A 14,975-nucleotide genomic window follows, 5' to 3' on the forward strand; every position below is an offset into this window, starting at 1 on the left:
CTGAAGGGCGGGAAAACCCCGCCCCTACAATACAAATTCCAGAGGTTAAAAATATGTCTAAAACAGTTATTATTGATCCCGTTACTCGGATTGAAGGACACGCTAAAATATCCGTTTATTTAGATGATGCGGGAGAAGTCGAAAACGCTCGATTTCACGTTGTAGAATTTCGCGGGTTTGAGAAATTCTGCGAAGGTAGACCGATGTTTGAAATGGCCGGAATTACCGCCAGAATTTGCGGAATTTGCCCCGTTAGTCATCTCTTAGCTTCAGCAAAAACAGGCGATAAAATCCTAGCAGTTCAAGTGCCTCCCGCCGGTGAAAAACTTCGCCGCATGATGAATTTAGCCCAGTTAACTCAATCTCATGCCTTAAGTTTTTTCCACCTCAGTAGTCCTGATTTTCTATTAGGTTGGGATAGTGATCCTGCTAAACGCAATGTCTTCGGTTTAATGGCGGCTGATCCTGATTTAGCACGGGCGGGAATTCGCTTGCGTCAGTTCGGACAAACGGTGATTGAAATATTAGGCGCAAAAAAAATCCATGCGGCTTGGGCGGTTCCCGGTGGGGTGCGTTCTCCTCTGTCTGAAGACGGGCGAAACTGGATTATAGAACGCTTACCGGAAGCTCGACAAACCACCGAATTAGCGATTAGTTTATTTAAACGGTTGTTAGATAGTGAATTAGCCCAAGAAGTTGATGTTTTTGGGAAATTCCCTTCATTATTTATGGGGTTAGTTGCCCCCGATGGCACTTGGGAACATTACGGAGGACATCTAAGATTTATTGATAGTAATGGCGAAATTGTTGCCGATGGTTTAAGCGAAGATGACTATCAAGACTTCCTCGGAGAAGCTGTTGAAAATTGGTCTTATCTCAAGTTTCCCTATTACAAACCTCTGGGATATCCTGATGGGATTTATCGCGTTGGGCCGTTAGCAAGATTGAATGTTTGTGACTGTATTGGAACCGAAGATGCAGACCGAGAATTAATCGAATTTCGTCATCGCGCAGGGGGACGAGTTGCCACTTCTTCCTTCTTCTATCATTATGCACGATTAGTAGAAATTATGGCTTGTATTGAAGCCATTGAACAGTTAATTGATGACCCGGATGTTGTCTCAAAACGGGTGCGTTCAGAAGCAGGAATTAACTGTTTAGAAGGAGTGGGAGTGAGTGAAGCACCACGCGGTACTTTATTCCATCATTATCAAGTAGATGAAAACGGCTTAATTAAGAAAGTTAACTTAATTATTGCCACCGGACAAAACAATTTAGCCATGAATAAAACCGTGACTCAAATTGCCCAACATTATATTCATGGAAATGAGATTCCTGAAGGAATGTTAAACCGAGTGGAAGCTGGAATTCGTGCTTATGACCCGTGTTTAAGTTGTTCTACCCACGCCGTCGGACAAATGCCATTACACATTCAATTAATTCAAAAGGATGGAACAATAATTCAAGAAAAATATCGCAATTAATCACCCGTAGGGGCGAGGTTTTCTCGCCCTTCCAAACCCTTCTCCTCTACTCCCTTTATTAGGAGAGAAAAAATGTCAAAAGAAAACTTATATTTATGTATGGGTTCCGCTTGTCACCAAATGGGAGTCTATGAAGTTCTACCCAAATTGCAAGCTTTAATGAGTGAATATAATATTGATCAAAAAATTGAGTTAAAAGGTTCATTTTGTTTAGAAACGTGCAGTTCAGGAATTGTAATGAAGTTTCGAGATTTGCATTTTATTAATATTAGCCCTCAAAATATAGAAGATAAATTTTTAAAAGAAATCCTTCCTGCTATTGAAAACAATAATTAACTATGTTAGAAAAAGCACAAAATCACCTTTGGCAACTTTTATGGAAATATGATCCGAACGGTTTAATCGCCGTAGATTCAGATTTAATTATTAAATTAGTTAATCCAGCATTTTGTCAAATCTTTAACTTAGAAGAAGAAAAAATTATTGGAAAATCTGCAACGGAAATTTTAGGAAATATTGAGCATTTCCAAGAAGCTTGGGAAACTAATACCGTGATTCGAGGTCGAGAAACTTCCTATTCCCAATATGATTTATATATTCGAGAATTTATTTTTCCGATTAAAGAAGAAAATATTATTGGCTGTATTATGACCGATATTACCGCCGAGATGGAACGGAAAAAAGAAGCCGATAGAATTAAAGCAGAAACCGTTAAAAAAGTGAATGAAGTGGTAGATAATCAAATGAAAGTCGCTCAAGAAATAGCTGGGTTATTAGGAGAAACCACCGCAGAAACAAAAGTGAGTTTACTTAAAATTATTGAAATGGTGAATCAGTAAACTATCACAAACTTAATATAATATGAATCAAGATAACTTTTTTGATATTTGTAATCTTAGCCTAAATAAAAAAGGCGAAGAACTTTGTGGTGATCAAGTTAAATTTACTAAAACTGAAACAAAAAGCACGATTGTTTTATCCGATGGGTTAGGAAGTGGGGTAAAAGCCAGTATTTTAGCAACGTTAACCACTGAAATTTTAATCACGATGTTAAATGCGGATGTTCCCTTAGAAGAAGTGATTAAAACCGTTATAGGAACTTTACCCATTTGTCAGGTGAGAAAAATTGCCTATGCTACTTTTACCATTATTTCAATTAATCATTTAACCAATGAATTTAAAGTGATTAATTTTGATAACCCTCCGGTTCTTTATTTTAAAAAAGGTCGCATTGTTAAATTAGAAACCAAAATTGATAAAATATTAGGAAAAAAAATAGAATCTTCTCAAGGAAAATTAGAACGAGGGGATTTTATTGGAGCTATTAGTGATGGTGTTCTGTATGCAGGGTTAGGAGATACGATGAATTTTGGCTGGGGTTGGGATAATATTGCTAAATATATGGAGCGAATTTTTATTAGTCAAGCCACAAATTCACGGATGATTATTGAGCAAGTTTTATCAGAAACTCGCTCTTTATATCGAGATAAAATTGGTGATGATGCAACTTTTGTGGGGGTTTATGTTAGAAAACCCAACCCCGTCATGATTTTTACTGGCCCCCCTTTAGATATTACTCAAGATGAAGTTTATGCAGAACGGTTATTAAGTTTTCCGGGTCGTAAAGTCATTTGTGGAGGAACAACGGGAAATTTAGTCGCAAATTATATGGGAGAAACCATTGAAATGGATATTCCCACGATGCGAAAAGATTTACCTCCTATTGGCAAATTAAAAGAAGTTGATTTAGTCACCGAAGGCATTTTAACCATTTCTAAAGCAACGGAAATTATTAGAAAATGTAAAGGAGATATTTCTCGATTATCTTCCGATAGAAATGGAGCAATATTATTAGCACGGGAAATCTTAGAAGGGGATTCAATTTATTTTTTAGTCGGTCAACAAATGAATGAGTTTTATCAAAATCCTTTATTACCTAAAAATATTTCAATTCGTCGTAATTTAATCGAAGATTTAGTCCATTTACTTCGTAGCCAACAAAAAGAAGTTATGGTAGAATATTGTTAACAGGGGAATTTGGAAAAAAGATGATATTAATTATCGGATATGGCAACCCCATTCGTGGCGATGATGGCATTGGTCAAGCGGTGATCGCGGAGGTTGAACAGTGGAATTTAGCCAATGTGCGATCGCAATCTCTCCATCAACTTACCCCGGAAATTGCCGCAGAAATGGCAGAAGTTGAAACCGTTATTTTTGTCGATGCTGGTTTAGAAGGAGATACCGTTAATATTATATCCTTGGAACCTTTACCCTCAGATTTATTTAATTGGGGTCATTCTTTAAACCCGCGATCGCTTTTATCCTTAACTCAATTTCTCTATCAAAAAAGCCCTCAAGCTTGGTTAATTGCTATCCCTGGAGAGAATTTTGAACTCAGCGAAACCCTTTCTCAAAAAGCATTAAATGGCATTCAAGAAGCCTTAAAAATCATTCAAAATCTTATCAATAAAACCTAAAATTAATTATAATCAACCGTAGTGAGTCCTTCAGGACTCAAAAGAAACCCCTAAAAAGAAACCCCTAAAGGGGTGACTACAAATTATGCACGAAGTCAGTATTATGGAACAAACCCTAGAGATAGCCTTAAATCATGCTAAACAACAAGGGGCAACTCAAATCCATCGGATTAAAATGAAAGTAGGGACATTATCAGGAGTCATTCCAGAAGCGTTAGAATTTGCCTTTGATGTTGTGACCAAAGGAACAATAGCAGAAACCGCTCGTTTTGAAATTGAATCTATTCCCGTGCGCTGTTATTGTCATCATTGTAACGTCGAATTTCAACCCGATGACTTTATTGATGAATGTCCCCATTGTCATCAATATAGCCTTGATATTCGTCAAGGAAAAGAATTAGAATTAACATCTTTAGAGGTTTCTTAATATGTGTACAAATTGCGGCTGTGCTGTTACCCCTGGAACTATTGAAATCCATAATCATGATCATGAACATCCCCACACCCATGATCATAATCATGACCATTTTCATCATAACCATTCCCATCAAACCTTAACGGTTCATGAAGCTATTTTATCCAAAAATGAACGATTAGCCGAACGAAACCGAGGCTTTTTTTGGGGAAAAGGACTGTTTGTTTTAAACGTTTTATCCTCCCCCGGTTCAGGGAAAACCGCCTTTATTGAACGTACCTTAACCGATATTAATTCTCGTCTTCCGGGGGCGGTTATTGTGGGAGATTTAGCGACGGATAATGATGCTCAACGCTTAAGACGTTCAGGGGCGCAAGTCGTTCAAATTACCACCGGAAGCGTTTGTCATTTAGAAGCGGATATGGTTGCAAAAGCCCTGCCTAAAATTAACTTAGATCAGGTTAAACTATTAATTATTGAAAATGTCGGTAATTTAGTTTGTCCCGCCGCCTACGATTTAGGAGAAAACAAACGAATTGCGTTACTGTCTGTCACTGAAGGCGAAGATAAACCGTTAAAATATCCAACCTTATTTAAAACGGCTGATGTGGTGATTATTAATAAAATGGATATTGCGGAAGCCGTCGGTTTTGACCGAGAATTAGCTTTAAATAATATCAAAAAAATAGTTCCCCAAGCTCAAATTTTTGAAGTGTCTGCAAAAACAGGTCAAGGGATGAATCAATGGTATCAATTTTTAGAACAACAGATTTTAGAAGTAGCTTCTGTGTAATAGAAGAATATTGAAAAATAGCAAAGGTAATAGTATAATCACAGTTTAAATACATAACAGCTTATCACCATGATTAAAATTTCACTATTTCCCATTTTGGGAATCACACTAAACCTGGGCAACATGGGAGAACTCTTCAACAAGTCCATTACCTTAGTTGCCGTCATTTTCTTCCTACTGCTGCTCATGTCTGTTTTGCGGGCAATCTTCCGGAAACTGCCCAACGATCTGCCTTTAGTGGCGGTAGAAGTTTCGCGGATACCTCTAGTGTTAATGACCTGCTTCACAGGTATCCACTTCCTCCTGCCTGAGTTGCCAGCCGCAGGTCTGTCTGGTATCGTCCAGTCGCTTCATTCCGCCTTAACAGTCCTGATTTTGGTCATTGCAACTTATTGGATTGTTCAACTGGTCAATCAGGTTCTAGTCTATGGGCTTAAACAGTATGCCGAACAGTCAGAAGCAATGTGGGACGATGTGGTGGTGCCGATTATCGAAGTCATCGCTCCTCTGCTGATCTACTTGGTGGGTGGATTGTTGGTTTTGCAAACTTTAGGCGTTGATTTATCAAAGTTACTGCTGGCATTAGGCGGAATTGGGTTTATTCTAGGCTTTGCACTCAAAGACATTCTGGCTAACTTCTTCAGTGGGTTAGTTCTATTGATTGATACCCCGTTTAGCTTTGGCGATGTCATTTCACTCGGTGACAATGAGCGGGCTATCATTCGTAAAATCGGACTGCGGGTCACAAAACTTTATCTGATCGATTCTCACGCCGAACTTTACATCCCAAATGGCAAACTGGAAAGTGACAGCATCCTGAACCTGAGCCGTCCAACCAACCACTATTACTACACCGTTTCTATCCCCATTAAAGGCGATGTTGATCCAGCCCGAGCGATCGCCTTGATGCAGAAGGTGGTTTTGGCTCATCCCGGTACGATGGGAGATATCGGACAAAAGCTTGGAGTCATCGATCGCTATTACGGCTATTCGCTACCGGTGTTGGCGAACGAGAAGCGGGAGTCAGGAAAACAGCGGTTGATCGCTGAGCAACAGGTCAGCAGAAATTTGGACAACGTTGAAACCGCGTTAGCCAATTTGGCTGAAAAGCTAGGGTTCATGGAAAAAGGCGGATTAGATGGAGAGGAAATCCGGCTGCTGCGAGGGTGCTATCTGGAGATTTGTGAAATGATTGGCCTGGAGTTGTTTTCCGATCACTTTGATAAGCGCAGGCGACCTCGTTTGGTAGAAGCCTCTGGCAGTGGAGAGATGACGCTGATTGAGTCGATCCGACAGTGGTATAAAACATGGATCACAGATCCAGATCTCTTTAAGGAAGATATTGTGATGCTACCCCGATATTGGGAACAAAAACTCGGGTTACTCAAATCGAAAGCCAACAAGGTCTTCCGAGTTGTCAATAATCCTACAGGTCAAGAGACTCGTGTGGATAACCTGATTGAGGAATTGCGGTCTTGGATGAAAGAAAGCTTCAAATCATCGCGCAATGAATGGCAAGATCCCAAGGTATTAATCAACGAAGTGAAGGGAGAATTTGTTCGGGATACAACCGTTAAGTTTTACATTGATGACATCAAGCTAGAGCATTGCGAACGGGGAAATCGGATCAAGAGTGAAGTGCGTCAGGAGCTAATTTGGCACTTGAGACAAGAGTATTTGATGTAGGGAATTTAGTTTTTGTAGTGAGAAACTAAACACGAATTTACATCTACAAGTCTTTAACGAGATCTTTTGTCGTGCTATTCAACAGATTCAATAAACCTGGCATCGCTCTAGGGACTATTTTAGCATTTATTGGGTTTGGGGTGTTAAGTGTTTGGTTCCTCAGTAAAGCCATGCAAACTATTCCTCTGGGTACTGCTTATGCCGTTTGGACAGGTATTGGAGCATTAGGAACTATAATTTTGGGAATTCTTATTTTTAAAGATCCGGTTAGTTTGGGAAGATTATTTTTTCTGAGTTTATTAGTAATTTCTTTAATTGGCTTAAAAGCAACTTCCTCCTAATTTAACTCATCTTTTATTCCTTTTCTTCTTCATCCACATAAATTCTTCCATTCGGCATTGTTGCTCCTTTTAACTGGGCATCCCGTAGATTTGCCCCCTCTAAATCTGCCCCTTTTAAGTTAGCTCCGCGTAAATTTGCCCCTTGTAAATAGGCATTTTGCAAGTTAGCTTTACTTAAATTTGCTCCTCGTAAATCTGCTCCCGCTAAATTGGCTTCTTGTAAATTAGCTCGTTCTAAATACGCGCCTAATAAGTTAGCTCGTTCTAATTTTGCTCCTTTTAAATTTGCTTTTTTTAACTCTGCATCTTCTAAGCTTGCACCTTCTAATACGGCATCAATTAATTGAGCATTATTCAAGTTCGCTTGATTCAGTTTAGCATAACCTAACTTGGCTTTTTCTAAATTGGCATTTTCTAAATTAACCTTTTCTAATTGAGCTAACCATAACACCGCTTCAGATAAATTAGCATCTTGTAAATTCGCTTGATTTAAAATCCCATTCCCTAAATTGGCTTGGGTTAAATTTGCTTCCGTTAAAACCGCATTTTGCAAGTTAGCTTTGTCTAAATTCGCATCTTCTAAAATAGCACCATTGAGATTAGCATTTTTTAATTGAGCTTGTTTGAGATTGGCTGACGTTAAATTAGCCATTAAGAAATTAGCAGATTCTAAAATAGCACCTTCTAAATTTGCTTTGCGTAAATCAGCTTGTCTGAATGTAGCATTATTGAGGTTCGCATTTTTTAAATTAGCTTGCCATAAATTAGCTTGTTGAAAATCAACATTATTCAATTTTGCCCCCATTAAATTAGCATATCCTAAGTTAGCACTTGCCAATTGACTATCTCGTAAATCTGCACCCGCTAAGGTTGCACCCCGTAAATCAGCTAACTCTAAATTTGCATCATTCAAATCAGCATTTTCTAAATTTGCTTTCCATAAATATGCTTCTCTCAAAGACGCTTTTTTTAAATTAGCTTTACTTAAATTACATTCAGGACATTTCTTTGTTGTTAATAGAGTTTCTTGCGGATTTTTAGGTTGCTTTTTAGCCGATGATGTTGTTAAATTAGACGCTTCTGTCTTCAAACGTTGGCTCAGGCGACTATTTTCGACCCAAACCCAAATTGCTATTCCTGTACTCAAAACAGCCACACTTGCCAAAATCATATTAGCAACAGCTTTTCTAGGTTTAGGGGTTGGAGATTCTGATTCTGTTCCTAAATCCGATGATTTTAAACCAGGTAAGGCTTTTTTCGAGTCAAAGCGTTCTTTGGAGTTTGGTTCTAGCATTGTTTCTAATGATTCTAACCTTTCGGGTTTGCTCGCTGACAATCCTGTTTTACCTTTCATACCACGATTTTTTACCGATGAGGAGGGGGGTCTATCTACAAACCCGGATAAATTTTGAGCAATTTTGGATGTTTCGCTAAACTAATCTCCTAAACTAAGCTGTTCATTCTCTAGTATTGTGATGAAGAAATTACCCAATTATTGTAGGGGGAGCGTCCCCGCTCCCTAGAATATAATACAGTTTAAATCCCATTCCCTATTTTCTACTTTTAAAAGACAAAACCTTCTGTTATCGTGATAAACCTATCTCGAATTTCAGCCGGAGTGACATCATTAACACTCCCAATTAAAATATTTCTTTCATTGGTTTTGAGATAAATATAAGTCAAGATTCCCTCTGCTTCAGGATTAGTAATATCAACTAAATCAGAAGCTTGTTGTTCAGGGAAAAAGGGTTTAAGATTTTCAGGAATAACTAAACAACGTATCATTGCCATCATTCCCCACTAAATAATCCTCTCCCTGTCCACCCCATAACAAATCATTTCCCCCAAATCCGATTAACATATCATCCCCAGAATTCCCATTCACTTTTTCAGAATCATTCGACCCTTGTAAAGTATCATTTCCTTCTAATAACCCTACACCTAATGAATAATTGATTAACTGTCCAGCCGTTAGTAAAATAGAGTCGGATTGATTCGTTGCAACTAAACGTTGTTCTCCAGATGGGTCAGGAATCAGAACCATAATATCACCCTAAATTAACATCATTTTTGCGATCGCTCGCTAATATAGCTATAATAAAATTGTTCTGAGTCTGATCTATGTCACAACCTTCTTCTGATCTCAATTCTCGACAATATCGCTTGCAACTCAGAATTCAAGGAACAGTGCAAGGCGTTGGCTTTCGTCCGTTTATTTATCGTCTCGCAACTCAGTTAAACTTAACCGGATGGGTGAATAATTCCGTTCAAGGTGTCTGTATTGAAGTGGAAGGTTTACGGGAGAATTTAGAACAGTTTCAACGCCGTATTCAACAGGAAAAACCACCTCAATCTGAAATCCAAAGTTTAGACTCGGTTTGGTTACCAACGGTAGGTTATTCTCAATTTGAAATCCACGTTTCTGAATCTACAACTCACGCTCAAAAATCGGCAATTGTATTACCCGATTTATCAACCTGTTCCGACTGTTTACAAGAAATTTTTGATCCTGAAAATCGCCGTTATCAATACCCGTTTACAAACTGTACCAATTGTGGCCCCCGTTATTCGATTATTCAAGCGTTACCTTATGATCGAAATCACACCACAATGGCAACTTTTACCATGTGTTCTGATTGTCAGAAGGAATATAATAATCCTTTAAATCGTCGATTTCATGCTCAACCCAATGCTTGTCCGGTTTGTGGGCCACAGTTAGAATTATGGGATAAAAATGGTTATATAATTGCTAGTTTTCAGGAAGCGTTAAAACAATCGGCGGATATAATTCGTTTGGGTCAAATCTTAGCATTAAAAGGGTTAGGTGGATTTCTTTTAATCGTTGATGCTAGAAACGAAACCGCCGTACAGAATTTACGCACTCGCAAACGTCGCCCCGCTAAACCGTTGGCGGTGATGTATCCTAATTTAGAACAAGTTAAGCAGGATTGTTTGGTTTCTGAATTAGAAGAAAAATTATTATCTTCCCCAGCTTCTCCGATTGTTTTGTTACGTCGAATTTCTCCATTAGGAGGGATAATTTCCCCATCCGTTACACCCGGAAATCCCTATTTAGGGGTGATGTTACCCTACACACCCTTACATCATTTATTATTAGCAGAATTAAATTTTCCCATTGTGGCAACCAGTGGCAATTTTACCAGTGAACCGATTTGTATTGACGAAGCAGAAGCGGTCACTCGGTTGAATCAAATCGCGGATTTTTTCTTAGTTCATAACCGCCCGATTGTTAGACCCATTGATGATTCTGTGGTTCGGGTGATTGCAGGTGAAGAAATGGTGTTGCGTCGCGCCAGAGGTTACGCGCCTTTACCTGTTCCGATTCCAGAAGAGTCTATAGGCGCAGACAGATCCCCATTCTATCAAACTAACTTTAGTTTAGCACAGCCTTCTGATTTGTCAATAGAAACTCCCAAAAAAATTTTAGCGGTGGGAGGACATTTAAAAAATACAATTGCTATAGTATTTAATCAAAAAGCATTCTTAAGTCAACATATTGGAGACTTAGAAAATCCCCAAGCCTTAGCAGCATTTCAAGAGGTGACTAATAGCCTCAGTCAGATTTATGATTTTCAACCGAATGTGATTGTTTGTGATGCTCATCCTGATTATTATTCCACTCAATTTGCAGAGAAGTTATCCCAACAAAATCCCCCCATTCCTTTGATTCGCGTACAACATCATCTCGCTCATATTTTTTCTGTCATTGCTGAACATCATTTACAATCTCCCTTATTAGGAATAGCCTGGGATGGAACTGGATACGGACTAGATGGAACTATTTGGGGAGGAGAATTTTTTCAGCTAACAGAAACCCAAATTCAACGTATTGGTTCTTTTCGTCCCTTTCCCCTTCCGGGTGGAGATAAAGCGGTTTATGAACCTCGAAGAATTGCGTTAGGATTGTTATATGAATTATTCGGAAATTCTATATTTAATCTCAAGATAAATTTAGACTTGATGCAATCTTTCACAACTCAAGAGTTAAAAATTATGCAAACGATGTTAAATCGGAAATTAAATACACCTTTAACATCAAGTGTAGGCAGACTCTTTGATGGGGTGGCTGCTTTATTAGGAATTGCTCAAACAGTCAGTTTTGAAGGACAAGCGGCAATGGCCTTAGAATTTGCCATTGAAGGTTTAGAAACCGATGAATATTATTCTTTTGAATGGTGTGATCTTCCCCAACCTTTAGAAAAAGGGGAAAATCTGAAGTATTTCAATTGGGAATCTACCATTCAAGGGATATTACAGGATAAAATCAACCACAAACCCCTTAATTTAATTTCAGCTAAATTTCATAACACTTTAGTTGAAGCGGTTGTAGAAATAGCCAAAAAATTAGGCGAAAAAACAATAACCTTAAGTGGAGGATGTTTTCAGAATCAATACTTAATTGAACGCATGATTAAACGGCTTTGTCAAGAACAATTTCAGGTGTATTGGTCACAAAAAATTCCTCCAAATGATGGAGGATTAGCACTAGGACAAGCTGCCTTTTTAATTAATCATCAACAATCTGTGCCCAATCGGGGAAAGAAGGCGGAAAAAAGTTAATTTCATAATTGGAATCTTCCCATTCTTGCACCCAAAGGGGGATTTTACCCGGTTCAGGCGTTCGCGCAAATTGTCGTTCTTTGACTTCAATGATCCGAAAGATTTGCTTCAGGGTATCCCCTTTATCTAAAGCTTCACACAACAAATCATCCAGTTCAGGATCAACTCGTTTGACTCTGGTTTTTTCTTCTTCAACCCACAATAATTTCAAAGATTCTAAATTGCGGGGACTCAACTTACTTTTGAAATAGACACGTTTGAGGGTGGCAACGGGATCTAAACTGCGTTCAACGCGACGAATTTGTTGTAAGCGAAGATAATGCCATTCCGCTAATCGCAACCGTTCTTCTGGACTAATTACCCCTTTGCTGGTGGCGTGTTTCAAACCATATTTAGCTTGAGAACACCCCAAATTTGCTAACAGGTGAATTAACTCTCGCTCTTTCGGTGTCGCCTGTCGTCGAACAATCGTATTTGTTGATGCTCGTTGCCTTTTGGTTTCCGTTTGCATTTGTCCACCGACCGTTACTAGAAATACAGTTTCAACTCAACTCATGCAATCCTTGATGATGTCTAATGTGTAAGCCCTATTCTCCGTGACTCATGGGCTACAAACATCCTCAGACTCACGGATGTGGTTGTAGACAAACGGTATGGACTTGAGGACATTCAAGCTTAATCTGGTTAGGGTGTCAAGTCGAACGGAAACACCGAAACAGCTAACACCGCTTTATTGACTCCAGAAAATCTTAATTAACACGCTTAATGATCAATCTACAAGCAGCTTAACCCAAAACCTTAAGCTATGCCTAAATTCGTCATAAATTTAAGTAACTTTCAGAAAAAGTGGGTGATTGCAAAAGACCTCTTGAAATCGTTAAAATCTGCCTGCCATAATCAACATAGACTCGCACACCTTGATCGATCATTCAACTCAGACGTGACTTGTCCATAGTGTCCATGTTTGTCCAACTAACCCATCAGGGGTTCACAGGAAAGCCATCAGGAAGTTGATCGATCTAGGTATCTTGCCATCAGGTGCATCTTTATTTTCCTCAATAGACTCTTACTATGTCTAATCATAGCCTACCGGGTCAAGATCCTTCTCACCCTAGTTTACGCTTTGTGACAATTTTTGTCTGAAGTTAACATCTAGGGGCGAGGAATAATTGATCCGGATTTTCCCTAACCAGTCTTCCCTAAATCCCCATTAACCTCCTTTTTTATATTTTTCAACTATTCACTCAGTCTTCAAAAATTCCATCTCCTTTAATTTAAGTTCATATTATTTATTAATATTATTATTAATATTAGTTAAAATCTTTGAACCCCCACACCGGGCTATAATACCAGGCACGTTTTAGGATGACTTATGCGCCTACAGGCTTTGGATGTGTTTCGGGGAATCGCGATCGCCAGTATGATATTGGTCAATAACCCCGGTAGTTGGGATTTTGTCTATCCCTTGCTCAATCATGCAGAATGGAATGGTTGTACCCCCACAGACTTAGTATTTCCCTTCTTTCTATTTATTGTTGGGGTAGCAATGGCGTTTTCCCTCTTGAAGTATACAAAAGAGTATCGAGATCCAGAAACGAACGTTCCTGAGTCGATTTATTGGCGAATTGCTAAACGATGTGGCATTTTATTTTTATTAGGATTACTCCTGAATGGATTTCCAACTTATAACCTCGCCCAAATTCGGATTATGGGGGTTTTACAACGAATTAGTGTAGCTTATTTTTTAGCGGCGATCGCTATTTTTAATCTATCCCGAAAAGGATTATGGATATTGAGTGCTGCAATTTTAGTTGGATATTGGATAGCAATGCAATATATTCCAGTTCCAGGCTATGGCGCTGGAAATCTAACACCGGAGGGAAATTTTGCCGCCTATATTGATCGCATGATTTTAGGTCAACAACATTTATGGAAAGGGGGAGTTTATGATCCTGAAGGATTGTTTAGTACCTTTCCGGCAGTTGTTACAGTTCTAGCAGGTTATTTAACCGGAAATTGGATTAGAAAACAACCCATTAGAACCTACACCAGTATTAGTTTAATTGTATTTGGAATTAGTTGTTTTGTTGTGGGATATTTGTGGGCGGAAATTTTTCCCTTAAATAAATCTTTGTGGACAAGTTCCTTTACCACTGTTACCGTCGGATGGTCATTACTGCTGTTAGCATTTTGTTATGAAACCTTAGAAGTTCGAGGCTGGACAAAATGGGGATTTCCCTTTAAAGTCATGGGATTAAATGCTCTAACTATCTTTGTCGCTTCTGGTTTTGTCGCTAGACTTCTTAATTTCATTAAAATAGGAAATTCCCCCGAAGCTCCCACTGCTAAAACTTGGTTGTATGAAACCGTCTTTCAATCAATCTTTGGCCCGATGAATGGTTCTCTGGCCTTTGCGATCGCAACTCTTCTATTTTGGTGGGTCATTTCCTATTTCATGTATCGTCAGGGATGGTTTGTGAAAGTTTAAACCCTGGAATCGCTACAATGACAACAGAATGACTATGAGCAGAAAACTCCTATGATTCCAACCGTTATTGAACAATCGGGTCGGGGCGAAAGAGCCTTTGATATCTATTCTCGGCTATTACGCGATCGCATTATCTTCCTGGGACAACAGGTGACAGCAGACCTGGCTAACTTAATTGTGGCGCAGATGTTGTTCCTCGATGCCGATGATCCAGAGAAGGATATTTATCTCTACATCAACTCGCCGGGGGGTTCGGTGACGGCTGGTTTAGGCATTTTTGATACCATGAACCACATCCGTCCCGATGTTTGTACGATTTGTATTGGGTTAGCCGCCAGTATGGGTGCGTTCCTGTTGAGTGCGGGGGCCAAAGGTAAACGGATGAGTCTTCCCCATTCTCGAATTATGATTCACCAACCGTTAGGAGGAGCCCAAGGACAGGCGACGGATATTGAAATTCAGGCTAAAGAAATTTTGTATCTGAAAAAACGCCTAAATCAACATTTAGCCGATCACACAGGTCAACCCTTATCCCGCATTGAAGAAGATACAGAACGAGATTTCTTTATGTCGGCTGAAGAAGCCATGCAATACGGTTTAATTGATCAAGTCATTAACCGTCGTCCTTCTGCATCAAATCCGGTTGTGAGTTAGTTATTCTTGATAACGTGTCGGTTTGAAGACCCCCGCTACACCTTTTAGGTGAG

General features: G+C 39.1%; 15 protein-coding genes and 1 pseudogene. 12 read left to right on the plus strand and 4 right to left on the minus strand.

Annotation, left to right across the window (positions count from 1 at the left end):
• The first annotated feature begins 53 nt into the window (after positions 1–53).
• The 9 genes from PL9214_RS22220 (at position 54) to PL9214_RS22260 (ending at position 7,199) form a co-directional block, all read left to right on the plus strand.
• Positions 54–1,484 (plus strand): Ni/Fe hydrogenase subunit alpha, encoded by a 1,431-nt coding sequence (locus PL9214_RS22220; protein ID WP_072720999.1) that lies wholly within the window; start codon positions 54–56, stop codon positions 1,482–1,484.
• Between the two features lie 72 nt (positions 1,485–1,556).
• Positions 1,557–1,820, plus strand: coding sequence for a (2Fe-2S) ferredoxin domain-containing protein (locus PL9214_RS22225; RefSeq protein ID WP_072721000.1), 264 nt, complete (start codon positions 1,557–1,559; stop codon positions 1,818–1,820).
• A gap of 2 nt (positions 1,821–1,822) precedes the next feature.
• Positions 1,823–2,323 carry a PAS domain-containing protein gene (locus tag PL9214_RS22230; RefSeq protein WP_072721002.1) on the plus strand — a complete coding sequence of 167 codons (501 nt, stop codon included), beginning with the start codon at positions 1,823–1,825 and terminating at the stop codon, positions 2,321–2,323.
• Positions 2,324–2,345: 22 nt separating this feature from the next.
• A complete protein-coding gene (locus PL9214_RS22235) occupies positions 2,346–3,512 on the plus strand; it encodes a SpoIIE family protein phosphatase (RefSeq protein ID WP_072721005.1) in 1,167 nt (388 codons plus the stop codon).
• 20 nt (positions 3,513–3,532) lie between these two features.
• The gene (locus PL9214_RS22240; RefSeq protein ID WP_072721206.1) at positions 3,533–3,964 is read left to right on the plus strand and encodes a hydrogenase maturation protease; all 432 of its coding nucleotides are present in this window, start codon (positions 3,533–3,535) and stop codon (positions 3,962–3,964) included.
• Between the two features lie 85 nt (positions 3,965–4,049).
• Positions 4,050–4,391, plus strand: a complete 342-nt coding sequence (hypA, locus tag PL9214_RS22245) for a hydrogenase maturation nickel metallochaperone HypA (protein ID WP_072721007.1) — start codon at positions 4,050–4,052, stop codon at positions 4,389–4,391.
• A 1-nt stretch (position 4,392) separates the two neighbouring features.
• Positions 4,393–5,172: a hydrogenase nickel incorporation protein HypB gene (gene hypB / locus PL9214_RS22250; RefSeq protein ID WP_072721009.1), complete on the plus strand. Its 780-nt coding sequence runs from the start codon at positions 4,393–4,395 to the stop codon at positions 5,170–5,172.
• A 69-nt stretch (positions 5,173–5,241) separates the two neighbouring features.
• A complete protein-coding gene (locus tag PL9214_RS22255; RefSeq protein ID WP_245824333.1) occupies positions 5,242–6,858 on the plus strand; it encodes a mechanosensitive ion channel family protein in 1,617 nt (538 codons plus the stop codon).
• Between the two features lie 71 nt (positions 6,859–6,929).
• Complete coding sequence (locus PL9214_RS22260) at positions 6,930–7,199, plus strand: DMT family transporter (protein ID WP_245824334.1); 270 nt, start codon at positions 6,930–6,932, stop codon at positions 7,197–7,199.
• A gap of 13 nt (positions 7,200–7,212) precedes the next feature.
• Here the strand turns inward: PL9214_RS22260 and PL9214_RS22265 are convergent, their stop codons facing one another.
• The 3 genes from PL9214_RS22265 to PL9214_RS32785 all read right to left on the minus strand — a co-directional run bounded on the left by PL9214_RS22265 (position 7,213) and on the right by PL9214_RS32785 (position 9,243).
• Positions 7,213–8,493: a pentapeptide repeat-containing protein gene (locus PL9214_RS22265; RefSeq protein ID WP_186440434.1), complete on the minus strand. Its 1,281-nt coding sequence runs from the start codon at positions 8,491–8,493 to the stop codon at positions 7,213–7,215.
• Positions 8,494–8,762: 269 nt separating this feature from the next.
• Positions 8,763–8,984, minus strand: coding sequence for a hypothetical protein (locus tag PL9214_RS22270; protein WP_072721015.1), 222 nt, complete (start codon positions 8,982–8,984; stop codon positions 8,763–8,765).
• On the minus strand, positions 8,959–9,243 hold the full coding sequence (locus tag PL9214_RS32785; RefSeq protein ID WP_072721017.1) for a calcium-binding protein: 285 nt from the start codon (positions 9,241–9,243) through the stop codon (positions 8,959–8,961). The genes PL9214_RS22270 and PL9214_RS32785 overlap by 26 nt, the downstream gene beginning before the upstream one ends.
• A 77-nt stretch (positions 9,244–9,320) precedes the next feature.
• Here PL9214_RS32785 and hypF point away from each other — a divergent pair, with 77 nt between their 5' ends.
• Complete coding sequence (hypF, locus tag PL9214_RS22280) at positions 9,321–11,780, plus strand: carbamoyltransferase HypF (RefSeq protein WP_072721019.1); 2,460 nt, start codon at positions 9,321–9,323, stop codon at positions 11,778–11,780.
• Here the strand turns inward: hypF and PL9214_RS22285 are convergent.
• Complete coding sequence (locus tag PL9214_RS22285) at positions 11,728–12,291, minus strand: hypothetical protein (RefSeq protein ID WP_072721021.1); 564 nt, start codon at positions 12,289–12,291, stop codon at positions 11,728–11,730. The two genes, hypF and PL9214_RS22285, sit on opposite strands and share 53 nt — an antisense overlap.
• An 861-nt stretch (positions 12,292–13,152) precedes the next feature.
• Between PL9214_RS22285 and PL9214_RS22290 the strand changes: the two genes are divergently transcribed.
• Together PL9214_RS22290 and clpP are read left to right on the plus strand one after the other, a co-directional pair.
• Positions 13,153–14,268, plus strand: coding sequence for an acyltransferase family protein (locus PL9214_RS22290; RefSeq protein ID WP_072721023.1), 1,116 nt, complete (start codon positions 13,153–13,155; stop codon positions 14,266–14,268).
• 42 nt (positions 14,269–14,310) lie between these two features.
• Positions 14,311–14,922: pseudogene (gene clpP / locus PL9214_RS22295) on the plus strand (ATP-dependent Clp endopeptidase proteolytic subunit ClpP); the annotation flags it as partial.
• Positions 14,923–14,975 lie beyond the last annotated feature (53 nt).

The organism is Planktothrix tepida PCC 9214 (assembly GCF_900009145.1).
Lineage (GTDB): Bacteria > Cyanobacteriota > Cyanobacteriia > Cyanobacteriales > Microcoleaceae > Planktothrix > Planktothrix tepida.